The 24760-nt window shown below is 42.9% G+C and carries 18 protein-coding genes and 2 pseudogenes; 10 read left to right on the top strand and 10 right to left on the bottom strand.

What is annotated here, in order from left to right:
• Positions 1-300: 300 nt before the first annotated feature.
• Positions 301-1392, bottom strand: a complete 1092-nt coding sequence (gene aguA, locus OCU87_RS18905) for an agmatine deiminase (protein ID WP_261859091.1) — start codon at positions 1390-1392, stop codon at positions 301-303.
• Positions 1393-1444: 52 nt separating this feature from the next.
• Positions 1445-2863: an APC family permease gene (locus OCU87_RS18910; protein ID WP_094957826.1), complete on the bottom strand. Its 1419-nt coding sequence runs from the start codon at positions 2861-2863 to the stop codon at positions 1445-1447.
• 467 nt (positions 2864-3330) lie between these two features.
• Here OCU87_RS18910 and OCU87_RS18915 point away from each other — a divergent pair, with 467 nt between their 5' ends.
• The 4 genes from OCU87_RS18915 to OCU87_RS18930 all read left to right on the top strand — a co-directional run bounded on the left by OCU87_RS18915 (position 3331) and on the right by OCU87_RS18930 (position 8361).
• Positions 3331-3954, top strand: coding sequence for a TetR/AcrR family transcriptional regulator (locus OCU87_RS18915; RefSeq protein ID WP_062687843.1), 624 nt, complete (start codon positions 3331-3333; stop codon positions 3952-3954).
• Positions 3955-4291: 337 nt separating this feature from the next.
• Entirely contained in the window at positions 4292-5338 is a 1047-nt protein-coding gene (gene ptcA, locus OCU87_RS18920; protein ID WP_261859092.1) for a putrescine carbamoyltransferase, read from the top strand.
• Positions 5339-5573: 235 nt separating this feature from the next.
• The gene (locus OCU87_RS18925; protein ID WP_261859093.1) at positions 5574-7421 is read left to right on the top strand and encodes a M3 family metallopeptidase; all 1848 of its coding nucleotides are present in this window, start codon (positions 5574-5576) and stop codon (positions 7419-7421) included.
• An 85-nt stretch (positions 7422-7506) separates the two neighbouring features.
• Entirely contained in the window at positions 7507-8361 is an 855-nt protein-coding gene (locus OCU87_RS18930; RefSeq protein ID WP_261859094.1) for a hypothetical protein, read from the top strand.
• Positions 8362-8513: 152 nt separating this feature from the next.
• On the opposite strand, the gene OCU87_RS18935 is transcribed toward OCU87_RS18930, so the two are convergent.
• Positions 8514-8933 carry a DUF3010 family protein gene (locus tag OCU87_RS18935; protein WP_062687846.1) on the bottom strand — a complete coding sequence of 140 codons (420 nt, stop codon included), beginning with the start codon at positions 8931-8933 and terminating at the stop codon, positions 8514-8516.
• 99 nt (positions 8934-9032) lie between these two features.
• On the opposite strand from OCU87_RS18935, the gene OCU87_RS18940 reads away from it, so the two are divergent.
• The 3 genes from OCU87_RS18940 to OCU87_RS18950 all read left to right on the top strand — a co-directional run bounded on the left by OCU87_RS18940 (position 9033) and on the right by OCU87_RS18950 (position 11853).
• Complete coding sequence (locus tag OCU87_RS18940) at positions 9033-9485, top strand: methyltransferase family protein (RefSeq protein ID WP_062687847.1); 453 nt, start codon at positions 9033-9035, stop codon at positions 9483-9485.
• A 297-nt stretch (positions 9486-9782) separates the two neighbouring features.
• A complete protein-coding gene (locus OCU87_RS18945) occupies positions 9783-11087 on the top strand; it encodes an L-cysteine desulfidase family protein (RefSeq protein ID WP_261859095.1) in 1305 nt (434 codons plus the stop codon).
• A 265-nt stretch (positions 11088-11352) separates the two neighbouring features.
• The gene (locus OCU87_RS18950) at positions 11353-11853 is read left to right on the top strand and encodes a GNAT family N-acetyltransferase (RefSeq protein ID WP_261859096.1); all 501 of its coding nucleotides are present in this window, start codon (positions 11353-11355) and stop codon (positions 11851-11853) included.
• Between the two features lie 152 nt (positions 11854-12005).
• Here the strand turns inward: OCU87_RS18950 and OCU87_RS18955 are convergent, their stop codons facing one another.
• The 5 genes from OCU87_RS18955 to OCU87_RS18975 form a co-directional block, all read right to left on the bottom strand.
• On the bottom strand, positions 12006-14042 hold the full coding sequence (locus OCU87_RS18955) for a methyl-accepting chemotaxis protein (protein WP_261859097.1): 2037 nt from the start codon (positions 14040-14042) through the stop codon (positions 12006-12008).
• Positions 14043-14691: 649 nt separating this feature from the next.
• Positions 14692-16092, bottom strand: coding sequence for a fructose-specific PTS transporter subunit EIIC (locus tag OCU87_RS18960; RefSeq protein ID WP_261859098.1), 1401 nt, complete (start codon positions 16090-16092; stop codon positions 14692-14694).
• 12 nt (positions 16093-16104) lie between these two features.
• Complete coding sequence (locus tag OCU87_RS18965; RefSeq protein ID WP_062687849.1) at positions 16105-16545, bottom strand: PTS sugar transporter subunit IIA; 441 nt, start codon at positions 16543-16545, stop codon at positions 16105-16107.
• A 299-nt stretch (positions 16546-16844) separates the two neighbouring features.
• Positions 16845-18095 carry a mannose-6-phosphate isomerase, class I gene (gene manA / locus OCU87_RS18970; protein ID WP_390961531.1) on the bottom strand — a complete coding sequence of 417 codons (1251 nt, stop codon included), beginning with the start codon at positions 18093-18095 and terminating at the stop codon, positions 16845-16847.
• A 182-nt stretch (positions 18096-18277) separates the two neighbouring features.
• Positions 18278-20191, bottom strand: coding sequence for a PTS fructose transporter subunit IIABC (locus OCU87_RS18975; RefSeq protein WP_261859099.1), 1914 nt, complete (start codon positions 20189-20191; stop codon positions 18278-18280).
• A 368-nt stretch (positions 20192-20559) separates the two neighbouring features.
• Between OCU87_RS18975 and OCU87_RS18980 the strand changes: the two genes are divergently transcribed.
• Positions 20560-21399, top strand: coding sequence for a helix-turn-helix transcriptional regulator (locus OCU87_RS18980; RefSeq protein ID WP_094957780.1), 840 nt, complete (start codon positions 20560-20562; stop codon positions 21397-21399).
• A gap of 88 nt (positions 21400-21487) precedes the next feature.
• Here OCU87_RS18980 and OCU87_RS18985 read toward each other — a convergent pair whose 3' ends face one another.
• Positions 21488-22264 carry a PTS sugar transporter subunit IIA gene (locus tag OCU87_RS18985; protein WP_062687851.1) on the bottom strand — a complete coding sequence of 259 codons (777 nt, stop codon included), beginning with the start codon at positions 22262-22264 and terminating at the stop codon, positions 21488-21490.
• Positions 22265-22280: 16 nt separating this feature from the next.
• Positions 22281-22583 carry a PTS fructose transporter subunit IIB gene (locus OCU87_RS18990; RefSeq protein WP_062687852.1) on the bottom strand — a complete coding sequence of 101 codons (303 nt, stop codon included), beginning with the start codon at positions 22581-22583 and terminating at the stop codon, positions 22281-22283.
• A gap of 269 nt (positions 22584-22852) precedes the next feature.
• Between OCU87_RS18990 and OCU87_RS25070 the strand changes: the two are divergent.
• Together OCU87_RS25070 and OCU87_RS18995 are read left to right on the top strand one after the other, a co-directional pair.
• Positions 22853-23267, top strand: a pseudogene (locus OCU87_RS25070) (PTS sugar transporter subunit IIA); the annotation flags it as partial.
• A gap of 71 nt (positions 23268-23338) precedes the next feature.
• Positions 23339-24709: pseudogene (locus OCU87_RS18995) on the top strand (fructose-specific PTS transporter subunit EIIC); the annotation flags it as partial.
• Between the last annotated feature and the right edge of the window lie 51 nt (positions 24710-24760).

Below are 24760 nucleotides of genomic sequence, written 5' to 3' on the forward strand. Positions count from 1 at the left end.
GTAAATAGTGAATATTTACTGCCTGAGCTAAGCGATCAGCGGACGCTGATGGTAGGCGATAGGTGTAAAGAAGGTACGTAGCGGAATACGTGTATTAATAAACATATTATGTACCTCCTATAACGAAAACGGATTAATTGTCGTTATGATAAGTTTTACAAGCGTGAAGTCAAGGTTGTAACAGTAAGGTGAGTGCGTTTTTATTTCTGCAGCAAATATAAATTGTGAAATGAAGAGAATGAAAAGCCCCTTTAGCAAATACTAAAGAGGCGAATTACTCTATGGTTTTGACCTTTTTGATTACACGCGAGGGATTTGTTGGGTAATACAGTGAATATTACCGCCACCCAGTAGGATCTCTCGTGCATTTACGCCTGAGACTTGGTACCCCGGATAGATAGTGCCCAACATGTCTGCGACTTCGGCATCGTGATTTTTATCTAGCAGCGGATATACTATGTGTTTGTTAGAGATCAGGTAGTTAGCGTAAGAGCCTGCTAACCGTTCACCCGCAACACGCTCCATACCGTCTGATGCATCAATGCCGCCTGCCTCATCTTCCGTTATGAATAGAGGGCCTGGCATAGGCAATTTGTGCACTTTAATCCGACGGCCTTTTGCATCGGTTTCTGTCTCTAGTATATCTAATGCCATGCGTGAGATTGGGTATTGCGGGTCATTTTCGTCATCACACCATGTTAATGCTATTTCGCCGGGACGAACCACATGGATGAGGTTATCAACATGCCCGTTGGTTTCATCGTTAAACAAACCTTGCGGGATCCAAATGATTTTGTCTATCGCAAGGTGCTCTTTTAATACTGCCTCTATTTGCTCGCGGCTTAAATCAGGGTTACGGCTTGGGTGTAATAAGCACTCTTCAGTCGTGTAAAGAGTCCCTTCGCCATCAACATGAATTGATCCACCTTCAAGTACGATAGGGGCACGATAGCTATTGTCGCCGAGGGTTTCACACACTTTTCGCGCGACAGCATCGTCTTTATCCCATGGGAAGTACAAACCATCTAATAATCCTCCCCAAGCGTTGAAGTGCCAATCAACCCCACGACGTTCACCGTTGTCATTTACCACGTACGAAGGGCCAATATCACGCATCCAAGAATCATCGGTACTCATTTCCAGTAGCTGAATGTCACTCGGCAGCATAGCGCGTGCGTTCTCGAATTGATGCGCACTCACCACCATAGTCACTGGCGTTGTTTTTGCTATTGCTGTTGCGACTGCAACAAAGGTTGCCTGAGCGGGTTTGCCACCATAACGCCAATTGTCGGTACGCTCTGGCCATGCCATCCAAATCCCAGCTTGAGGTTCGTGCTCCGCTGGCATTCTGAATCCATCTTGTTTTGGTGTGGTATCTAATTGCTTAGTCATGATTATGTCCTTATTTATTTTTGTTTGAATTCGCAGTTAAAGCAGGGGGGCACTAAGCGGTGTGCTCTTCATAAGTCACCGTTTTTTCCGATTGTGCTTTTTTCTTCACGGCCAATGTAAGCAGGTACTCACCAATCCCGACGGTGAGTATTACGCCAAACAGCACTGGGGCGCTGTAAACCCAATCAACAGAGAGAGTGAACAGGTCAGGGAAGATAAATAGCACCACGGCTTGCGCAATAGTGAGGAAGCAAACAATGCTGAGTAGCCATTGCACACCCATGCCACCAGGTACACGGAACGGACGTTCACGATCACCATCAGCAATACGCAGTTTTAGGTATGACGGGAACATGAATAGGTATGGGAGTAAGAAGATGCAGCTAGAGAAGGCAAATACAGACCAGAATAGTTCGTCACTACTTTGCGCAAAAATGGCATACGCAATGATGACAACAGTAGATAAGATCCCTGTGATGTTATTTGCGCCGACAGGTGTATCGTGTTTTTCTGACATCTTAGCCACAACGTCAGGCAGTTCACCTTCACCAGCAGCTTCTGCTGCGGCACGGCTTGCACCCATTGTCCACGTCACCATGTTACCGATGAAGGTTAATAGCGCCATTGTACCGATCACGTAGACCATGCTTTGCCCAAATAAACCAGTGCCAAACAACTTACGTAATGTGTCGATAATACCTGCGACTAGGCCTATATCTTGAACTGGCAGCGCCATCAAGATGCCCACTGTGCCAAAGACGTAAAGGAAAGCGGTAATTGCAGCGGCAAGGAAAATAGACTTAGGCATATCGCGGACGTCTTTCATTTCTTTGGTCATTGTGGCGACAAGTTCAAAGCCCATAAGGTTGAAAACTAAAGCAGGTAAAAAGGCAACGCCGGTATCTAAACTTGGCATCATGGCTTCAATCGAGAATTCATTCGCAACGCCATGCTTAGCGGCATAAATAAACCCACCAAAACCTAATATAGATATAACCGTTATCTTTAATATGGCGCCAATATTAGTTACCCAAACACCCACATCGACTGAGACATTACAAATCCAAATTGTTAACCACGTGAGAGCGATACAAATAATGATTTGCCAGAATAAAGAAAGGCCAGGTGCAAATAGTTCTGAGAACATACCTGCAAACATAATATAAACCGCAGGCATCCATAACCCGACATTTATCCAGTAGAACCATGTAGTTCTTACCGCCCATTTATATCCAAATGCTTTTTTAACCCAATCGTAAATACCGCCATCACCAGGGTAAGTTGTACCAAGTTCTGAGGTAATTAAACCGTAAGGAATAACAAATATAACCAGTGTTACTAGCCACCAGCCGATGGAACTAACACCAATGGATGCTGAAGCGGTTAATGTATCAACGACGATAACGGCACATAAGCTAAATAATGCTAGGCTCGTTACCCCCATTTTCCCTTTGGATACTTGCGCGTCCATAATGATTCTCCGTACTGTGTTATTTCATTTATTGGATGTTGCGAATTGTTGTTCTGTTGTTTATTTAATCAGGGTGAGCCACTTATTTTCGTTATGAGAATCACTTATCGGTTTAATGCTGATATGTAACAACTAGGTCGTGATGGAATGACCATATTTCAGGGCGAAAGTAGGTGAGATGGCGAAAATTGATTCTGATCAAGTTAGCAAAGGGGGAACAAGAGGTAAATTTTAATGAGAGAAGAGAAACAGAGTAGTAAGTGTGATGTGCTAGGTTGAGTAAATAATTAACCGTGAAGTATTTTTAGAGATTACAGCAAAAGATGGTGAGCCTGATGGGTTTCGCACATTATTGACTACATCATATACGGTAATATGTCGCATTAATTGATAGTTTTAACAAGAAGCGAAAAATAGTAACTACATCCATTCATAACAATAAGCATAATGTAAAGTAGGAAGCACGCATGAAGCGAGAATCAACCGAGAAGCGCCTAGAACGGATTCATACTGCCATAACGAGTTTGGTTGCTCACCGTGATGTGAATGCGATTTCAATTTATGATGTTGCTAAAGAAGCCTCAATAGCAGCTTCTACGGTTTATCACCATTATCCAAATATTGAAGCGCTCATTTATGGGCTAATGGAAGGCATATTCGCAGATTTCACCCACGTCTTAGATGAAGCGATAAAACCTGAAGAAATTCGCCATTGGAGTGACATTAATAGGATGATAGAGCAAGGCTTTGTTAACTATTATCGAGGCAATCCGCTCGTGCAACGTATATTGCTTGGCCAACATACTTATACTTCTATACGACATGCAGATGCACAAAATGATCTTTTGTTAGCGGAACATGTTGAAGTCATCTATCGACGTTATTTTGTATTACCCGAATTGCCGAATGATGTGAATATTTTTGCTATTGCGCTACAGGTTGCAGATAAGGTTTATTCAATGAACTATCGCGAAAATGGCGATATACCACCTGAAATGGCGCGTGAAGCAAAAATATTAACCGAAGCCTATTTAGGCACTTATTTACCGCGCAATCTTCCTCGAATAAAGGCAGACCCTACATTAAATTAATTATTACACCTTACTTATGACGTTTATCACATTACTTTTGTGATTGTATAGTTATTTAAGTCAGTACTAATGTACTGGCTTTTTTTTGCTTGTTATAATTCAAGAGTATCAGAATCAAATATCGATAAAGACAAATGGCACTGACTTATATTTGTGACGTTAATCAGGAAGTAAATTGGCTTTTAGTGTCACTGACCGATTAGTGATTCTAGTTTAAGATTTAATTTTTTATTCTGGCAATAATGATTCCAACAAAGCGGGGAACATCAGTTTCTACTTTCAGTTAATACTTATTAAAATTGCAACTGAATATCATAAAGAATAAAAGGAATATATTATGAAAATGCCATCTTCAAGTGCAACTAACCTAAAAAAAGAAGGTTTACGTCATTTCCTTAAAACTCAGGATTACACTAAAAAAGAATTGAACGATATTCTTGAGTTAATGGCAATGCTAAAAGAAGCACGTAAAGAAAATGCATTACCCCAGTTGTTTAAAGGCAAATCGGTTGCAATGATTTTTGAACAACCATCAACTCGTACTCGTGTCTCTTTTGAAACTGCGGCAACAATGCTAGGTGGTCATGCTTTATTCTTGTCACCAAAAGACATCCATCTTGGTAGCAAAGAATCATTGGAAGATACTGGTCGAGTTTTATCGCGAATGGTTGATGTGATTATGGCGCGTGTTGATGAGCACAGCACGGTAGCTGGGCTAGCTGAGCAAGCAAGTGTGCCGGTGATCAATGGTTTGTGTGATTGGTTGCACCCAACCCAAATAATGGCTGATTTATTTACGATGGCAGAGCACCTACCTGAAGGTAAATCCTTGAGCGATTTAACAGTTGCCTTTGTGGGTGATGCGACCAACGTTACTTCTTCATTAATGTTTGCGTGTACTAAGTTTGGCATGACTTTCAAACACATTTGCCCTGAACGCTTTAAAGCACCACAAAAATGGGTAGAGATTGCGCTAGATAACTGTGAAGCATCAGGCGGTAAGTTGGTGATTACCGACAACACAGATGAAGTGGCAGGGTGTGACATTATCGTTGCTGATAGCTTCTACTGGTTTGGTCAGGAAGATGAAAAAGAGCTCCGTTTATCAACGTTTATTCCTAATTATGTTGTAACGCAAGAATTAATGGATAAAGCGGGTCCTGACGCTATGTTCATGCACTGTCTACCTGCAAATGATACGCGTGAATGTACACGTGAAGTGATGGAGTCACCACGTTCGGTTATCTTTGATGAGGCAGAAAACCGCTTAACAGCACAAATGGCACTGTTGGTGTACTTCACACATCATCATATCCAAGCGCCAACTGAAGCGACATTAACCATGCATAAAGACAAAATTGAAGGTTTCTTAAAAACGCTATAAAAAGTAAATTACCTGAAATATACATCCCTGTTTATAGAGGCTCGTTATTATAATGAGCCTCTTTTTATTTGGGCGTAACGGCTACTGAATTGAAAAAATGCGATGTCATGTGGCAAGGTCATAAAGAAAAGAAAGCGTTATCTTGCTCACTATGCTAAAAAAACAGCGAATTATAAGGAATTTATTTGCTAGGCTTATGTCGTACTAGCCTAGATAGTCATAATAAGGGACGAGAATGACCGCAACAGCCTACCTCAATACATTAAACCAAGCCTATTTAACCGTTCATCGTGAGAAAGAAGATTTCTTCTGGGAAACCTACATGGGGACCAGTGATGATCACGAAGGATCGGCAAAATCACAAACGGCATGGACAAATTTCATCAGTGATGCAGGAAAGATTGCTGAAGTAAAAGCACAGCTAGCATCTGCAGATTCGATTACAGATGCGCAAGAGCGCGAACAAACAATCATAGGTTTGAAAGGGTGGTTAGCAACCTTTGAGTCGCATGCACTTGAGTCACAGCAAGCTCAAGCCTTAAAAGCTGACATCATCAAGTTTGAAGCTGACCTGTTTGAGAAAAAACAGAATCACGCAATGTGCTATACCGATGAGAATGGCCAGCAGGCAGAAGGCTCTTTACCTGTACTAGGTGCCAATATCCGCAACAGCGGTGATGAAGGTGTTCGTCAATCATCGCATCAAGCATTGCTGGATCTTGAACAATGGCTATTAACGAATGGTTTCTTAGATTTGGTCAAGCTGCGTAACAAGTTTGCACGCTCACTTGGCTATGACAACTTCTTTGATTTCTCGGTAGTAAAAACTGAGCAGATGACGGCAGAAGAGCTGTTTGTCATCCTTGATGATTTCGAAGCGCGAACACGTGAAAGTAACCAATCAAGTTTAGATGAATTAGCGAAAAAGCTAGGTGAATCTTCGTTACAGGGTCACAACTTTGTGTATTCATTCTCGGGTGATGCAATGCGTGATTTGGATGCTTATGTACCGTTTTCACAATCACTGCGTCGCTGGGTGGAATCTTTTGGTCGCTTGAATATTGATTATTCAGGGGCTGAGCTTACGTTAGATTTACTGGATCGTAAGGGTAAGTATCAAAATGGTTTCTGCCATGGTCCTGTACCTTCATTTTATGATCAGGAAAGCTGGATCCCAGCAAAAGTAAACTTCACCAGTAACGCAAAGCCTGATCAAGTGGGTAGCGGTTACGATGGCATCAATACTTTATTCCATGAAGGGGGCCATGCTGCGCATTTTGCCAACGTGAAAATGAACTCACCGTGTTTTTCGCAAGAGTTTGCTCCTACATCGATGGCGTATGCTGAAACACAGTCTATGTTCTGTGATAGTTTGCTTGAAGATGCTGATTGGCTTAAGCAGTACGCACTGAGTGCCGAAGGTCAGTCAGTACCCGATGAGGTGATTAAAGCCTTAGTGGATAGCCGTCAGCCGTTCCGATCTTATATTGAGCGCAGCATTTTAGTTGTGCCGTATTTTGAGCGCGCGCTGTATCAGTTGCCTGAAGACCAATTAACGCCGGAAAATGTTACTCAGCTTGCACGCGACATGGAGCAGAAAATATTAGGACTGGCGTGCAGCCCACGTCCGTTACTGGCTATTCCGCATTTACTCTCAGATGAAGCGGCATGTTCATACCAAGGCTATTTGTTGGCACATATGGCAGTCTTTCAAACTCGCGCTTACTTCACAGAGAAATTCGGTTACCTAACGGATAATCCAGAAATCGGCCCATTACTTGCTGAGCACTACTGGCATGCTGGTAATAGTGTTAACCATAATGGCACCATTATGCGCTTAACGGGCGAAGGCTTTAATGCGAAGTACCTGGCTGATGAGTGTAATTTATCGAAAGAACAAGCATGGGAAGCGGAGCTTCATAAAATTGAAGCATTAGCTAACCGTGATCGAGCCGGTATATCACCACTAAATGCAACAATCAGTATTGTTGATGGGGCGACTAAACTCGCAGATAACACTCAATCTGATGGCGTGATGTGTCATGACTTTGAAACTTACATAGTGTCGACTTACGGCCGCTAATACGAACACCATAAGCGATATAAGGGCCTGCTTCACAATGTGTAGCAGGTCTTTTTGATTTTAACTTGGAATAAGGAACGTATTAATGCCCATACATGACGGTTATAAGTCGCTATCGTTAAAGGCATCATGTTTGATGAGCTTGATGTTTGGCACATTAACAGTAAGCGGATGGGCAACGGCGGGTGAGTTTGACCCTAAAAGTAATGCTGTTGTTGGATGTCCTGGCGCGATGTTTACCCAACAAGCCCGTATTTTCGATGCAGTGACTATCTGTGCAACGGAAAAGGTTGCCGTTGATAAACTTCATTATGCCGCCAATGTGACGGCTAAATGGCTCGATAACAATGATGATGGCATTGTAGATGAACCCGCTTTGTTACCAGCACTACGTCAACAAGGTGCGATGTTACTAATGAGCGAAGAAGGCTTTTCTGATAAGGCCTTTGATATTTTAATGCCACAACTTGAAACTCGTATCGGGCAGGATCTCGCCGCGAATGAAACGGCACCAATGATAGGTCGAGATGCTTCGCAAGAAGAAATCCATCACCTGATCGTGAATGCTGGGTGGCAATTTGTTTACCCCGAAATTTTTAGTAGCCAACAAGATCAAGCAAGTCTGTTGTATAAGCAGTGGGAAAAAGCGGAGGCAGCAGGGTATTACGATTATGGCGATCCAACCTGTGATGATGAATGTAAAACCGTTGAGTTCTTTTATTTAGCAACAGCGGCATACTTAGGTTCTGATGCGGACTTAGAGTCAGATGAAATGCGAGTTAAAGATAGACGATCATTGCGCCAACGTCTGCCGGGCATTGTTGCTTTGATGGAATCACCTGATTATCACTATCCAACCCATATTTGGCCCGATGGCAAATACCAACACAGCAGCCATATTCGCTATTATGGCATTGATGATTTTAATGTCAGTAAGTAATGTCAGTTACTTTGTTAGCTAGTAGGGGTGTGATGCTTAGGCAAAAATAAAGCGAAGCCTGTTAGACAGTACTTCGCTTTATTTGTCTCTCACTCACCGAGTTACTTTCTGAAATGGTAAAGTGACTCCGTTTGTTTGATAGTTGTCAGTAATTAGCTCAATTGTGCAAAAGCTGTTGTGAATGCAGCTTCTTGGAATTGACGTAGGCCAGTGCTACGGAAATCAATCGCAAGTGGGTTACGCTTTAGCGATTGTTTAATTTCAGCAGTGCTAATGAACTGAACATCAAGGCCATCAATAAGTTGGATTGCAGATTCAAGCTTAAAGCCAATTGCACTTCCAGCAAATTTACCACGTGTTTCACGGGTACGGATAACAACTTGATCAACTTGGTAGTCGTCTAGTAGTTTTTTGAATGCGAATTGGAAGTCGCGCATTTCTTGGTTGTCCAATGAATCCTTGATCATGAACTTTTGAGTTCGGCAATCAGGGATATCAATCATGCCACTATTTTTGTTTAACATGCAGATAATAGCTTCATTGCTACGTAACTCAACAGCACAAATTTTCATGTATTCACCTATCATTTGATTAGTGGGCGATTTTAAGCATTTTTGTGAAGTTTGTCAGTTGTGTTTTTCAGTTAAATCCGTTTTGGGTAGAAAAAGAGTATGTATTTAAAGTTACCGCCACCGTTATTGATGATTATCACCCTTGGTTGTATGTACCTGCTTTCACAATATTGGCCGTTATGGGGATTTTCTTTTTTTGGGCAGCAAGCTTTAGTCTTAGCGCTGAGCTTGAGCGGAGCCTTACTGGGCTTATCGGGTGTTGTCTCATTTGCACGGGCGCGTACCACGGTTAATCCACACAAGCCTAAAAATACGTCACATCTAGTGACAGGGGGGATCTATCAGTTTTCACGAAACCCAATGTATTTAGGGTTAGTCCTGTTTTTGATTGCTGCATGGTTGTATTTAGGCGCAGTGTCACCTTGTGTGATGATTTTTGTGTTTGTTGGCTATATGAATCATTTTCAAATAGAGCCAGAAGAAGATGCGCTTAAATTAAAATTTGGTGATGAATTTACGACCTATTGTCAACGCGTAAGGCGATGGTGTTAGTGGCTAACATTTTCGTGATGTTTTCATCTTAAATTGGCAACCAAGTTGTATCTTTTATATCTATATTAGAGGTCGATAAATGTGTGATGTTGGTCATATTTGGAATTGATTGCCACTATTATCGCTATTGGTAGTAATTTTTTCTATTTGGGGGTGTTTTTTATATTAATAAGGAAAACCTTTTTCATTCTATTAGCGTTATATTAATCCGCATAATAAGTAGGGGCATGAATCCCTTTTTGAATAAGCACTTAGGTAGCCTTGTCTACTTTTCTGCATACTTTAGTGGTGAATAACGTGAAAAAGCATCTGTGGAATGGTTTTACCAATATTGTTAAGAAAGAAGTTGTCCCTGCGCTTGGCTGTACCGAGCCTGTTTCTGTTGCATTAGGTGCGGCAATTGCGATGCGTCGTATAGCAAAAGGTGAAGCACTAAACGAGCAACTGCGTATTGAAGTGCTGGTATCTCCTAACTTAATGAAAAATGGCATGGGCGTAGGTGTACCAGGTACGGGTATGGTGGGCTTACCTATTGCGGCTGCCATTGGCGCATTAGCTGGTGACCCAGATGCTGGACTCGAAGTGCTTAAATCAATTACGGACGAAGATGTTACTAAGGCTAGAGTATTACTGGATGATAAGCGTGTTACCGTTGGTGTAGCTGCTGTTTCTCAGATCCTTTATGCGCAAGTTACGTTATTTGCTAACGAGCAATCGGTATCCGTTACGATTGCGGATTCTCACACCAAAGTGATCGAAATTCGTGAAAATGACACTGTTATTTTTGCTGAAAATCAGGTGAAATTGGATAATAAAGCCCCGAAAGACAGCTCGTCTTTCTGCGGTGCTACTGCACATGATGTTTATGAGTTTGCTATTTCAGCCCCATTAGCCGATATCGACTTTATTGAACAAGCTTACCAACTAAATGAAGCTCTATCTCTAGAAGGGTTAACTGGCCAATACGGCCTACAAATTGGTGCAACTTTTCAACGAAATATCGATCGTGGTTTATTAAGCCAAGATCTATTAACAGATATTATGCGTCGAACTGCAGCGGCATCAGATGCGCGTATGGATGGAGCAATGAAGCCAGCCATGAGTAACTCAGGTTCAGGTAATCAGGGTATTGCAGCGACTATGCCTGTTGTTGTTGTTGCTGAGCATTTAAAAGTCGACCGTGAGACCATGATCCGTGCATTAATGCTGTCGCACTTAATGGCGATTTATATTAAAAGCCATCAAAACAAATTGTCAGCACTCTGTGGAGCAACAACTGCATCTATGGGCGCAGTGGCGGGTATGACATGGCTATTAGGTGGCCAGTTTACTCAGGTTAGTGCGGCTATCTGTAACATGATTGGTGACATTACAGGCATTATTTGTGACGGCGCGAAAACCAGTTGTGCAATGAAGGTATCTTCTTCAGCAAGTGCTGCAATTAAAGCGGCAATGATGGCATTAGATGGTATTCGTGTAACAGGTGATGAAGGTATTGTCGATAATGACGTTGATGCTACCATCCGTAATTTATCCGCTCTAGCAAATGGCGCGATGACCCAAACAGATGTTCAGATTTTAGAAATCATGGTGCAGAAATAGGGTTCAAAATAAGCGCGCACATTAAATAAATATTCTATTTAGAAGGCCTTTCTACCTTTACGCTTGGTAGGAAGGCTTTTTTGATCTTACTTTGATCTTTCCATTGTTATATCAAGCCTAGCTGTGCTTGAACACGATTTACTCACATCGGTATTCAACGCTTTTTGTCTGCGCCTTTATCTATAGATACGAATGATTTCAGCGAAAAATTTGCGTAACATACAGTTCTGACAATAAGAACGAAAGTAATAAAGACGTTTAAAAAATGACTTTTACTATAAGAAACGTATGTTTAGATGATGCTGAAGGTATCACCCAGGTGCTCAACCCGATTGTTGAAGAGGGCTTGTATACAGTATTAGATACCACGTTTACTGCCGAAGAAGAAAAATCCTTTATTAATAGCTTCCCCGAACGAGGCATCTTCACGGTTGCTGAACATGAAGAAAGTGGTGTGATTGCAGGCTTCCAGCCAGTTGAGCCGTTTGCTGATTATACGCGTGCATTTGATCATGTTGGGATTATTGGCACTTTCGTAAGTAGTGATTTTCATCGCCAAGGCATTGCAAAATCAATGTTTCAAGCAACATTTGAAGCGGCAAGAGAGAAGGGATATAGAAAGCTTTTTGCTTACGTTCGTAGTGATAATGAGCGTGCTTTGGCTGCCTACCTTAGCCAAGGGTTTGAAGTGATAGGCACGGCGAAACAGCATGCCAAAGTTCGAGGTGAGTATGTTGACGAAGTGCTTATCGAGAAGTTCTTATAATATTTTTCCGACGAGCTATTTAGCCTTATTGGTATCATCCTGACAAAGGTGAACATCAAGCTGATATAAAAAAGCATGTATAAAATAAGGAGAGGTAAATGCCTCTCCTTGTTTTTTCTTTGGCGTTTACTTTGTGCTAAAGTACGCTGATGCTAGTGGAAGTAGTCAACTTGCTGTTGAAGCTCTTCTGATAGCCCTTGTAGATTATTAGCACTTTGTGATGTTTGAGCCGCGTTATTACGTCCTTGACGGTTCAGGTTACTGATCTCCGTAGCATTGGTGGCAATCTCTTGCGATACCTGTGCTTGCTCTTCTGAGGTAGCAGCAATGACTTCCGATTGGGCTGCAATAGAGGTTACCTGAGTGGTAATGCCTTCCAGCGCTAAACCCGCTTGGGTTGCCTGTTCTGTGACTAATTTCCCTTTCTTCTGGCTTTCAGACATCATGGCAACGGCACTACTAGTACAGCCGCGCAGTTGTTCAATAATCCCCACCACTTCTTTAACTGATTCCTGTGTGCGATGCGCGAGTGTTCGAACTTCATCTGCGACCACGGCAAAGCCTCGACCTTGTTCACCTGCGCGTGCTGCTTCAATAGCTGCATTCAATGCTAATAAGTTTGTTTGTTCGGCAATTTCATCGATCATGCGAGTAACCGACTGAATGTTATCGCTCTCACGGCTGACCATATCAATGGCTTCAGCCGACTGTCGTAGCTGGTCATTCAGCTCTGCAACTTCGACGCTAACTTGTGAAACCAAGTCTGAACCCGATGTACTATCTTCATTAGCCGCTCGAACACTTTCGGCGATGGATTCAACTTGCTCAGCCACTGATTTCGCTGATGATGCCATCTCTTCGATAGCGGTAACCACTTGTTCCACTTGCTCTTGCTGAATATCAGATTGAGCTAGACTGTGTTGCGCATCGTCAGAAACACTGGTTGCTTGATCGTGAACTGATTCACTAGTATTGCGAATAGAACCTACCAGCTCATTCAGTTTCGCAGCCATATTATGGACACCACCAGTAAGGCGCTCAATTTCATTGCCCGAATGGATATTACCTTGCTCCATAGAAAGGGTGACTTCCCCCTTGCCTAAGCGGTCCATGTAACCCGCGAGTGTGGTTAAAGGTGTCGTTAGCCTGTTTAGGTAAAGGCCTAAAATAAAGAAGGTAATTACGCCAGCCACAAGAGCGACAATAACAATAATGGTCAATAATTGCTGGCTACCTTTGGTGACTTCTTTAATGAATGTGCCACCGAGTAACTTCCAGTTCCAACCAGGAACTTCGGTATAAACTAGGTATTTTTCACCGACGACGCCATTATATTCAAATGGGTATTTGATTAAGCCACTGGTGGATTCGAAGAGTTGACCAAAGGGTTTGTTTCCGTTGTAGTCGGCAACATTCAGAATCGACGCACCTTTCTGCTTCTGATCTGGGTGGTGCAGATAAACACCTAGGTTACTTTTGTCATTATCAACCACAATAGTGTAGCCAGAGTTACCCCAGCGGACATTACTCACGCTTGAAAATACAGCTTTAGAAGCTTCTTCAATAGACAGTCCAATAAAGGAAATAGCAACAACGTGTCCATTTACATCTTTGATGGGTGAATAGTAGGTGAGGTAATCATGACCAAATAACACGACCTTGGCATAGTAAGGCTGACCGTTCATCAATTTGTTATAGCCTGGGTGGTTCAGCCCTAACTTACTACCGAGAGCACGTTGCCCGCTATTGTTTTTTAGTGATGTCGCTACGCGTACAAAATCGTTTCCTGATGCTACAAAGAGGGTTGCGATAGCGGTTGTATTTTGAGTAAAGCGGTCAACGACTTCAGTATCGTTGATCATTGATTTGCCATTTAAGGTGACGTTTTGTACTGATTGACCTGCGAAGTTAATGGTATTGTCTTCAACTTTAAGGCCATACATATAGCCGAGACGGAATGCACTCTCCAGTTCTTTGGCACTTTCTAAATAAATATTAAATTGTCCCGCAATGCTTTCAGCCATTGCTGTCAATTTTGATTGCTGTTCTTGTAATGTTTCTTCTAGCAATATATCTGCTGAATTACGATAAACAATCGTCGCGACTGAAGAAAAAGCGATAATAAGCAATACGCTTATCACCAGCTTTAATTGGAAACCGATACTTTTATTATTAATTGTTTTCCACATTTGCTGTATTAAGGACAGGTGTCCTTTTACTCTCTGTATACATAAAAAACCAATGATGTATTCGCAGGGCGTATGTGTAAATGGTTGGTTATTAATAAAAGTGACAATACTGTCTTTTATTGATCTGTATTGTGTAAAGTTATTAAAAAATGGAAAGTAAAATTACACACCTGATATGCGATTGAGTTTATATTTTATGGCTGGGGATCTCGTGATTTTATATAAACGGGTGATTATTGAACGATTTTAATACGTATAGGTGTTGTTCTTATTTAGAGCTTATCGTTTTTTATCTGATTTTAATTTGATGTCTATCACTTATTTTTATACTCAAATAGAAAGAACAGAGTCAGTGCTTTATTAAACTAGTCAAATGTTGATGGCTACTTGGTAGAAGGCTATTTGGTAAAAGACTATTTGGCAGGTGACTATGTGCTAGAAGGTTGTGTTGTAGATGATTGAGCTTAGTATAAGTGCATGAACTTTTAAGAGGGCTGCTGTTGGTATCATATTAGAAAAAGGCGCTGATTGCTCAGCGCCTTTGGTTTATAGAGAATATGGGGGAAACTTATTCTCTACACTCAGAGCATTGTATGAATAGGCTTTGTTCGTTATAGGCTATTAGAGTCACAACTAGCACCAATTAACATTAGCCTTGAATAAGCGTAGCCGCTTTTTTCATTGCTTCTTTGGTTGAGCATTCGAAGACGTTAGCATTCGCAAAGCGGTGTGCGTCTTTAACTTGAATGTCGTGCGCCAAGATAACCAGTTTCGCATTGGCTACATCTAGGTCGCTGATGCGGTTTTGGATACCATTCTGACCTTGAGTTTCAACTTTGATCTTGATGCCTGCTGCTGCACCTGCTTTTTCCAGTGCTTTCGCTGCCATGAAGGTGTGTGCCACACCTGAAGGACAACAAGTTACCGCAACAACATCGTATTCGCCTTCACCAGCAACTGGTGCTGCTTGGACAGGTGTTGGGTTTTGAGCAAGTTCATCTTCTGCTTCTTCTTGTGCAACGGGTTTCCAGAAGCCAACGATAAGAGCTGTTGTTAATGAACCCAGCGCGATACCCACAACATACATTGGAATGTTGCTAGAAACGGGTGCTGTAATTAGGCCACCCCAAGGTGCATGTAGCAGAACATCTGTTAGGAAACCAAACACACAGCCTACGATACCACCAGCGACAATAGATGGCAGCACACGCATTGGGTCGTTCGCTGCGAATGGGATTGCACCTTCAGAGATACCGATAGAGCCCATGATTGCTGCAGCTTTACCTGCTTCTTGTTCTTGTTTAGTAAATTTCTTTTTGAACATGAAGGTAGCAAGTGCCATACCCAGTGGTGGAGTACAGATTGCGATACCGACGCCGCCCATTAGCCAAGGTTGAGTATCAACTTGTGTCTGAGCAAATAGTGTTGCTACTTTATTGATTGGGCCGCCCATATCAAACGCTGTCATACCACCTAAAATAGTACCTAGTACAATTTTTGATGCGCCAGCCATTGAAGCGAGGAATTCGTTCATTGATGCCATGAAGAATTTGATTGGCTCGCCGATACCCCAAAGTACAATCCCTGCAGAGACTAACGTACCGATTAGCGGGTAGATAAAGTATGCGCCCAGCGCCGTCATGTTAGACGACAGTGGGATTTTCTTCAGTTGGTACACAACCCCACCAGCAATGAAGCCCGCAACGATACAGCCAAGGAAACCACCGCCCATATCCGCCATGATGCCAGATGAAATCATAGCCGGCGCAAGCGCAGGTTTATCAGCAATAGAATAACCAATGAAGCCACCAAGGATGATAGGGAATAAAACTAAACCCTTAATACCAATATTTGAAATGTCAGCTAAAAAACCATCGGCTGGAACCGCACCTTTACCTGAGGCCATTACTGCTAGCGCAAGTAATACACCACCAGCAACAATAAACGGTAACATGTGGGAAGTGCCAAATAAAAGGTGACCTTTTAGGACACTTAGTGTTTTTTTAAAGTCGCTATTATTACTAGGTGCTTGAGCTGCTATTGTACTCATGATTATTGCGCCTTATGAATTAATTAAAATAGTTAGAATTTGATGTTCATCTTTTGCGTTATGGATATCTTCAATAAATTCTTCACTGAATTTGCCAAATAATTCCTGAAGAACGTAAATATGGTGGTCAGCACCGTTATCAGGCGATGCAATCATAAAGAACACACTTGGTTTGATGCCATCTTCATCATCGTACTCAATGCCGCCAGCCTTGATGCCAACTGCGATTGCTGGCTCAATAACCGCCTTGCTTTTTGAGTGCGGATAGGCGATACCATCAGTTGATGTCACGCTGACGGCTTCGCGAGTTTCAACGTCATCTAAAAAGCTTTCTTTGCTGCTAATACGGTTATTGTCAAATAACATTTGTGCAAGCTCAGAAAATACTTCTTTTTTTGTATTCGCCGACAGTTCTTTTTTAATTAAATTAACGTTGGTTAGTTGTGTGATCATGTTTTAACTCGAGAGGTATTTAAGTAATACGTTTAAATTAAGCCATGATGAGAAAATCAGAAATAGTAAAAAAGGACCATCAACTATACTTTTGTATCACCCTATTTTAAGTGTGACTAACGTCATTAACCTTATATCGACTAGATCACATTAATTAGTGAACTCCCTCGGGTTAAGTCGTAAACCTAGTTGGTTGTCTGGTTATTTATATTGGTCGCAGAAATAAAAAAGCCCCGCATGAGCGAGGCAGGATTAATGTGGTTAAATATCAAACACGAGTCAGTGTGTGTCTGATTTTACTAGCTATAAGCGCGAGCGACGCGGCCAGTACATTCTATTTGATAGCTTTGGGCATAAGCTGGGATGAATACCGACTGACCTTTTTCAATCACACTTGACTCGCCATCTTGGTGGGTGAGTGTCATGCTATGGTCAAGAGGCAGTAAAATCTCAGCACTATTGGTATGCATTACTCGCTGGTGTGAACGTTGAATAATGGCGAATTTAAAGTCATCGACAGGGGTAGGGTAGTCCAATATATCATCCGCTTCATTTGGCTGTAGCAATAAGCTGTCGAATGGCTTTTCATCAAAGCGGGTACAGGCTATCAGCTCTTCAACATCTATGTATTTCGGGGTTAGCCCTGCACGCAACACATTATCGGAGTTCGCCATAATTTCGAGCCCGGTCCCTTTGATATAAGCGTGAGGGGTTTCGGCATCTAAGAACATGGCTTGCCCTGGCTGAAGGGTGATCACATTAAGAAGTAGTGGCGCAAATAATCCTACATCACCAGGGTATTGCTGCTCTAGCTCTGCAATTAAAGCGAAAAGTGGAGCGTCTGACTGACTGGCTGAATGTTTAACATGGTGCGTGGAATAGCGCCTAGAATAGTCACTTAACTTGGCGAGTGCTTGCTCTTTTGTTTGACCTGTCATCGACAGCAATGCAGAAAAGAAAGTTGCTAGCCCTTGCGGCGTTGGGTTGGCTCGCAATGCATCTAACCATGTTTTGAATTCGGTAACCGCAAGCTGATTAAAGTTGGCAATAATCTGCTCTATTGATCTAAATCCATTCATTGCTTGATATTGGGTTAATGCGTAAACCAATTCGGGTTTGTGGTTTGGATCTTTGTAATTTCGATTTCCCGCATCAAGAGGAATGCCTTGCTGCTGTTCTAAAGCAAAACCTTGTTCGGCTTGTGCTTTATTAGGGTGAACTTGGATAGAAAGGGCTTTTTCTGCAGCTAAAATTTTAAATAAATAGGGTAATTCACCAAAACGATTAGCGACCCTGTCACTTAAAAAGAGCCTTGGGTTACAATCGATTAAGGTTGAAAGCTTGGTCGCGTAATCACCATAACCGACGGTTGAGCAGCCATTAGAATGTGCCCCCATCCACACTTCAGCCTGTGGTTCACCGCTTGGGTTTTTAATATCAAAAAGTTGATTTATTGACGATGTACTGCCCCACGCGTAGTGTTGAATGACGTTGGTCATTGGGAAGAATTTACGCATTAATGTGGGAATAAGCGCGAGCTGCATCATCATTTGATGTTGTTTAGCTAGTTGCGCTGTTGCAGCTGGAATCGCTGCTGGGTTTATAGCTTGTGTTGAAGCAGTCGCAGTGGCGAGAAGATCAGACATCAGGATCACCATGAGAATTCAGATAAATATGAAATAGGCTTGAGCACATCAGCTCAAGCCATTGATGAGTTACTCGGAGTAAGGTTCTAGGCGGTAACAGCGATGAGCTTTGCCTTGCGCATTTTCTTCAGCGCGACACAGGTTAGTGCTGTCACAATTGCGCCTGAAGCCATGCAGATCAGTGCCAGTAGCGGATGGTTCATCGCACCAAGCAAGGCAACCACAGGACCACCGTGAGCCACGCTATTTGTGATACCGAAAGAGAACGCCATCACAGCTGCGGTCATAGAGCCAAGGACGTTTGCAGGAATGACAGAAAGTGGATCTTGTGCGGCGAATGGAATCGCACCTTCAGAGATACCCACCAAGCCCATCGCACCAGCGGCCTTACCAGCTTCAATCTCTGATGATTCAAACAGTTCAAACTTACGACCTAGCGCAGTGGCTAATGCCATGCCTAAAGGTGCGACAGGAATGGCGCACGCCATTGCCCCCATGAACTGGGTTTGACCACTAGCAATCATGCCGACTGAAAATAAGAAGGCGACTTTGTTGAATGGACCACCCATATCGAAGCCAGCCATACCGCCGAGTACAATGCCTAGTAGCACCACGTTGCCTGTGCTCATGCTTGTTAATAGCGCGGTAAGACCAGTCATCAAATCAGCGATAGGGGCGCCAATAACAAAGATAAATAGACCAGCAATGAAGAGTGAGCCTGTAATCGGCGCAATCATGATAGGAACAAGGGGCTGGATAAACTTGTGGTAGTTAATGGAAACAATAAACTTCACGAAGTAGCCGACTAACAGACCCGCGACAATAGCGCCGATAAAACCCGTGCCTGCTTCTGCACCGTAGAAAGAACCATTGTTAGCAATCCAACCGCCAATTAAACCAGGAGCAAGTGCAGGGCGATCGGCAATCGCATAGGCAATGTAACCTGCAAGGATTGGGATCATTAGAGTGAATGCCACAACACCGACATCTAAGATCTGATTCCACATACTGCCAGCTGGAATCGCCATACCTGCTTCAGATGGTTCACCACCAATCGCCAACGCCAGTGCGATCAACAAACCACCCGTTACAACAAATGGGATCATGTGCGAGACACCATTCATTAAGTAACGGTAAAGATCGGATCGTGCTTCTGAGGCTTTGCTGGATATTGATGTTTTATCGGAAACAGATGTTGTTGATTCGGCTTCATAAGCGGGTGCTGTAAGCGCTTGGGTAATTAAACCTTGGGCGTCACGAATAGGGGCTTTTACATTGGTTTTGATTAATCGCTTACCTGCAAATCGGGTTAAATCAACTTGCTTGTCACAAGCCACTATAATGGCGTCGGCGCGTTCAATTTCTTCTAATGTGGGGCTGTTCTTAACCCCAATCGATCCGTTGGTTTCAACTTTAATGTCGTAACCAAGTGCTATCGCACCTTTTTCTAATGCTTCTGCTGCTAGGTAGGTATGAGCAACACCAGCAGGGCAACCTGTTACACCTATGACAAAGCCTTGCTTTTGAATTGAGCTTGTCGTTTCGACGGGCTGTGGTTTTTCAAGAAGTAGTTGTAAAGCCTCTTGGTTAGAAGTGGCATTGATGAAGCGGTCGATGAAACCGTCTTCAATCAGTTTTGATGACAACTCAGCCAAGACTTCAATGTGGTGATTGTCACCGCCATCTGGCGACGCAATCATAAAAAACAGTTTTGATGGCAGTCCATCTTCTGCGCCGTATTCAATTCCTGTTTTGCTCACTCCGATCACAACAGCGGGGGCAATAACGGCAGCGCTTTTGGCATGGGGAAGGGCGACACCTTCTTCAAATCCGGTATTACCTTGTGCTTCACGCGCTTTAATATCAGCTAAAAATTGTGCTTTGTCGGAAATGCGACCCTGTGAAAAAAGAACCTCAATGAGTTCTTTAAATACCGCTTCTTTTGAAGTGGCTTGAAGATCCAGTGTAATCAATTCTTGGTTGATTAAATTGGTGATCATGTTTAACCCCTAATACTTTTATTGTTGTGCTAGGGGTATTTTGGGATTTACAGGTCAGAGTCTGTAGTGAAGAAAAAAACCATTTACTAGAGGATTGTGGCTTCCTGATAGGAGTGTGATTTTGATCGTGATGAACCTTGTTGTCACCCAATTTAAGGGGGGTGTTGAAATGCTGTAGGCCAGTGGTGGCAAGGTTTGACAGATGAAGTGAGGTGGTTTTAGTGTGAGTAGATGACTAGAATTTTACGTCTTTAGCTGGATTTTTGTAACCTTGATTCGAAATTGTGATTTTGCTCAATAGCTAATAATCCATTCTGGAGGTATATATACCAAAGCTGCATCAAAGGTGCGTATTGAGAGTTCAACTAATGATATTCCATGATTTAATTTCATCTGTACTTAACGAGCGAGAGCCATTTCACAATATCTGGTTTGCCGGTGATTTTCATACGCCACCGCAGTTTAGCTATCAGGTGAATTTTCCTCGCTTAGAGTTAGTATTAGACGGCGAATATATAAATGAAATGGAAAGTCATGAGCGTGCTATAACCAAGATCACGGCTAAGGCGGGCGATGCAATATTTGTCCCACCAAACTGTTGGAATAAGCCTGACTGGGATACCAACTGCTCGGTATTAAGTATGCTTTTTGGACGTCGCCAGCTTGGGTTGAGCTTGGTGAGTAAGCGCAAAGGTGAAGCGAGCTTTTATGACATTCAAAAGCACAGCATTCAAACTCGTTCGGGCTTCGCTATCGATAACATTCTCGAAGCATTAAGTTCATTAGCACGTGAAAGCACTAAAAAGCCAATGGATGAACTCTTGTTACAAGCCTTGCTGCAATATAGCAAAACAATGTTAGATGCACCTGTCGAGAAATCGCACAGCCGAGTACAAGATCTTTATCAAGGGATCTGTATCTATATCCAGGAAAACTTTCATCGCCCTATAACGCGTGACAGTATTGCGTCTCGCTTTAGTATTTCAGCTAATCACTTATCACGTTTATTTCGTCAACAGGGCCATATGACTTTGGCTGATTATATTACTTGGGTACGGATTGATCGGGCGAAATTCATGCTTAAAAAGTACAGTTTTAAGCTTAATGAAGTGTCACTTCGCTGTGGTTTTAAAGATGTTAATTACTTTTGTCGAGTCTTTAAAAATAAGACGGGACGCACGCCAACAGACTACCGTGGATCTATTTGAATGATGGTTTGAGTAAGGCTTAAATGACGTTTTTCATCAGTGCTACGGAGTGGAAACGAAGTAGCTCTGTAGCAAAAGGGGGACTGTATTATGGCAGCAAGCGTGACATGGAATACATTAGCAAGGCTTGTAGATCGATACAGTTTTTTGTCCGTAGTAAGCGTTCAGGCAGCTGATCACATAAGAGATTTCGCGTTAGGTTCGTTGCAGATATGATTTGTTCGCGGCTTGGTTTAGCTGGCATCACCAGTGCTATAGCAAGGTGTACCTCTCCCATTCTAGATTCCCAAGGAATAGGGCTTTCACTCGCAATAACGGCGACAGAAATATGATCAATATCTGCAAACATGACATGGGGAAGGCCTATTCCTGGTGCCACACACGTCGAAGATCGTTCCTCGCGCTTGATAAAGGCTAAGATAAGCTCGTCAGGTTCTTGAGGGTAAATAAGCTGTGCCAGTCCTTTTAAGCATTCAAACTTAGTTAATTCCGTCTGGGCTTTGGCATAGTGCCACTTGATCTCGCTAGGTGGACAAATCTGCGGTAATCGCTTGGTTAGCTGGCTGGAAAACTCATAGTTAATGTGGGCGCCTATCAAGGTAAAACGCTCTGCAATAATGTCTTTTATTACAAAACAGGCCAGTTCGGCATCAATACCGACGGCGGTGATTTGACATAAATCACCGTTGACTAAACCCGCTTGGAGCATGGCGACAGATTGGGACAATTTAGCGGTACGGTTACGAGTAATGTTGACGATGCGAATAGTGCTTTTAAATTTCTTAGCAAGAAGCCTCAGCGGCTGAGCAACATAAGCGCTGGCATTAGCATCATCAACAAAAAAAGTAATTTGGTATTCGTTCATTGGCTATATCGAATGCTTAATCGCGGCAGTGAACGAGGAATACTTTATCAACGTTGAGTAGCACATCTTCAATGGGAATTCGGATAGTATTCATGGCATCAAAGCGACCAGATTGTTCAACTTCGATGTCAGATACAATCAGTACCTTTTGAGCGTGTGCGATGTCATGCGGCGTTAGTTGGTTTTCAACTCCCATAGCACCTTGGGTTTCAACTTTGATCTGAACATTGTATTTGGGTGCAGCTTTCATTAGTGCATCTGCTGCCATGTAAGTATGGGCAATACCTGTAGGGCAGGCTGTGACAGCAACAATTTTCATAGGTATTCTCACGTCCATTTTTGCGGATATTAGCACAGGGAATCTGGAATACCTTATTTTGAATGAGGTAAATGAAAGACCCATATCACAGTTTGATTACTAGGTTACATTTATCCAGTAAATGGTGTTTTAGTCCTATATAACACACAAGATCACCTCGCTAACCTAAGCCCGAGTGGAACTCTGCTTAGACGTGAAGCGAGACGTAAGCATGCGCTAAGTAACAGCATAAATTTTGATTGAGCATATAAGGGTAATTGGGGCATAAAATGGATATAACAGACCTGATAGAACCAGAGATTATTTGCTTAGATCTAAAGGCGCGAACGAAAGAAGGTGTGCTTAAAGAGCTGGTGGATTTATTAGATGTGGCAGGTAAGCTTGCTGATAAAGATCAGTTTTTGACGGATGTATGGAAGCGTGAAGAAATAGGCAATACGGGCTTTGAAGAAGGGATTGCTATTCCTCATGCGAAAAGTTACGCGGTTGCCAAGCCTGCCGTAGCGGTTGGGATTAGTCGTGCTGGGATCGATTATGGGGCTGAAGACGGTGAGTTATCGGATGTCTTTTTTATGCTGGCATCGCCAGATGGGCATGATCATCATCACATTGAAGTTTTAGCTCAGCTTTCTAGTAAATTGATTGAAGATAATTTTGTCACCAAGTTAAAGGCAGCTGTGTCAATTGATGAGGTGCTCGATCTCTTAATCGATATTGATCCCGTTTCTTTAGCTCCGCCAGCATTTGTTGCCGCAGAGCCACTAAGCCCACTCAAACAACATTTAGCCCATATAAAAGAACACCTGCTGTTTGGTACCTCTCATATGATCCCTTTTATCGTTGCAGGTGGCGTCTTGTTATCGCTGTCGGTGATGATGTCGGGCCATGGCGGATTACCAGAGACAGGTATTCTTGCAGATATCGCCCAAATGGGTATTGCGGGGCTTACCTTATTTACCGCTGTCCTAGGTGGTTATATTGCATACTCCATTGCCGATAAACCAGGCTTGGCGCCAGGGATGATAGGCTCTTGGATTGCCGTTAATCACTATCATACTGGATTTTTAGGGGCGATAGTGGTGGGTTTTTTCGCTGGATTTGTGGTGCGGATGCTTAAGAAAATTACACTCCCCGATAGCATGAGCTCGCTTGGTAGTATTTTTATTTGCCCGTTAGTTGGTACCTTTGCGACCTGTGGTGCCGTCATGTGGCTAATTGGCGCTCCAATTGCGAGCGCGATGATTACCTTGAATGAGTGGCTAACAGGAATGGCGGGTTCTGGTAAAGTCTTACTGGGGACTATCTTAGGTGGGATGACAGCGTTTGATATGGGTGGCCCTATCAATAAAGTCGCGACCTTATTTGCCCAAACTCAAGTGAATACCCAGCCTTGGTTGATGGGCGGCGTGGGCATTGCCATTTGTACCCCACCGCTTGGGTTGGCACTGGCGACTTTTTTATCTCCCAAGAAGTTTAAGCGTGATGAACGCGAAGCAGGCAAAGCGGCTGGTATCATGGGTATGATAGGTATTAGCGAAGGTGCTATACCCTTTGCTGCGGCTGATCCTGCTCGGGTGTTACCCGCCATTGTCGCTGGCGGTATTGTAGGAAACGTCACGGGTTTCTTGTTCCATGTGCTTAACCATGCACCGTGGGGTGGATGGATTGTGTTACCTGTCGTCGATGGCAAACTTGGTTATATTATTGGCACGTTACTTGGTGCACTAACAACGGCTTGTATTGTGATAGCGTTGAAAAAAAATGTGGTTGAAGATGATGATCAAGGAATAGGTGTTGCTAACCATGGCTCAGTAGAGGGAGAGGGCGAAGCTGATATTCTTGCAGTGACATCGTGCCCATCAGGTGTGGCTCATACTTTTTTAGCGGCAAAATCACTTGAAAAAGCGGCTTACTCAATGGGCGTAAAAATCAAAGTGGAAACGCAGGGAGCCAATGGGATCAACAATCGGATCACTGAAAAAGATATTGCGAGCGCGAAGTTAGTAATATTCGCCCATGATGTTGCGATAAAAGAACCTGAGCGTTTTAAAAATATCGCTATCATTGATGTTTGCACCAAGGATGCAATGCTTAATGCCAGTGCTTTAATTCAATCTAAACGTTAGCTAATAACTCAGTAACCTCTTTGAGCTGAATCACTTATTACTGTGACCAAT

Source organism: Photobacterium sanguinicancri (assembly GCF_024346675.1).
In the GTDB taxonomy this organism is placed as follows: Bacteria; Pseudomonadota; Gammaproteobacteria; order Enterobacterales; family Vibrionaceae; genus Photobacterium; species Photobacterium sanguinicancri.

Bases quoted from the DNA above. Each gene is read 5' to 3' on its own strand.
- aguA (WP_261859091.1), bottom strand. From the start codon at position 1,392: ATGACTAAGCAATTAGATACCACACCAAAACAAGATGGATTCAGAATG.
- OCU87_RS18910 (WP_094957826.1), bottom strand. From the start codon at position 2,863: ATGGACGCGCAAGTATCCAAAGGGAAAATGGGGGTAACGAGCCTAGCA.
- OCU87_RS18915 (WP_062687843.1), top strand. From the start codon at position 3,331: ATGAAGCGAGAATCAACCGAGAAGCGCCTAGAACGGATTCATACTGCC.
- ptcA (WP_261859092.1), top strand. From the start codon at position 4,292: ATGAAAATGCCATCTTCAAGTGCAACTAACCTAAAAAAAGAAGGTTTA.
- OCU87_RS18925 (WP_261859093.1), top strand. From the start codon at position 5,574: ATGACCGCAACAGCCTACCTCAATACATTAAACCAAGCCTATTTAACC.
- OCU87_RS18930 (WP_261859094.1), top strand. From the start codon at position 7,507: ATGCCCATACATGACGGTTATAAGTCGCTATCGTTAAAGGCATCATGT.
- OCU87_RS18935 (WP_062687846.1), bottom strand. From the start codon at position 8,933: ATGAAAATTTGTGCTGTTGAGTTACGTAGCAATGAAGCTATTATCTGC.
- OCU87_RS18940 (WP_062687847.1), top strand. From the start codon at position 9,033: ATGTATTTAAAGTTACCGCCACCGTTATTGATGATTATCACCCTTGGT.
- OCU87_RS18950 (WP_261859096.1), top strand. From the start codon at position 11,353: ATGACTTTTACTATAAGAAACGTATGTTTAGATGATGCTGAAGGTATC.
- OCU87_RS18955 (WP_261859097.1), bottom strand. From the start codon at position 14,042: ATGTGGAAAACAATTAATAATAAAAGTATCGGTTTCCAATTAAAGCTG.
- OCU87_RS18960 (WP_261859098.1), bottom strand. From the start codon at position 16,092: ATGAGTACAATAGCAGCTCAAGCACCTAGTAATAATAGCGACTTTAAA.
- OCU87_RS18965 (WP_062687849.1), bottom strand. From the start codon at position 16,545: ATGATCACACAACTAACCAACGTTAATTTAATTAAAAAAGAACTGTCG.
- manA (WP_390961531.1), bottom strand. From the start codon at position 18,095: ATGATGATGCAGCTCGCGCTTATTCCCACATTAATGCGTAAATTCTTC.
- OCU87_RS18975 (WP_261859099.1), bottom strand. From the start codon at position 20,191: ATGATCACCAATTTAATCAACCAAGAATTGATTACACTGGATCTTCAA.
- OCU87_RS18980 (WP_094957780.1), top strand. From the start codon at position 20,560: ATGATATTCCATGATTTAATTTCATCTGTACTTAACGAGCGAGAGCCA.
- OCU87_RS18985 (WP_062687851.1), bottom strand. From the start codon at position 22,264: ATGAACGAATACCAAATTACTTTTTTTGTTGATGATGCTAATGCCAGC.
- OCU87_RS18990 (WP_062687852.1), bottom strand. From the start codon at position 22,583: ATGAAAATTGTTGCTGTCACAGCCTGCCCTACAGGTATTGCCCATACT.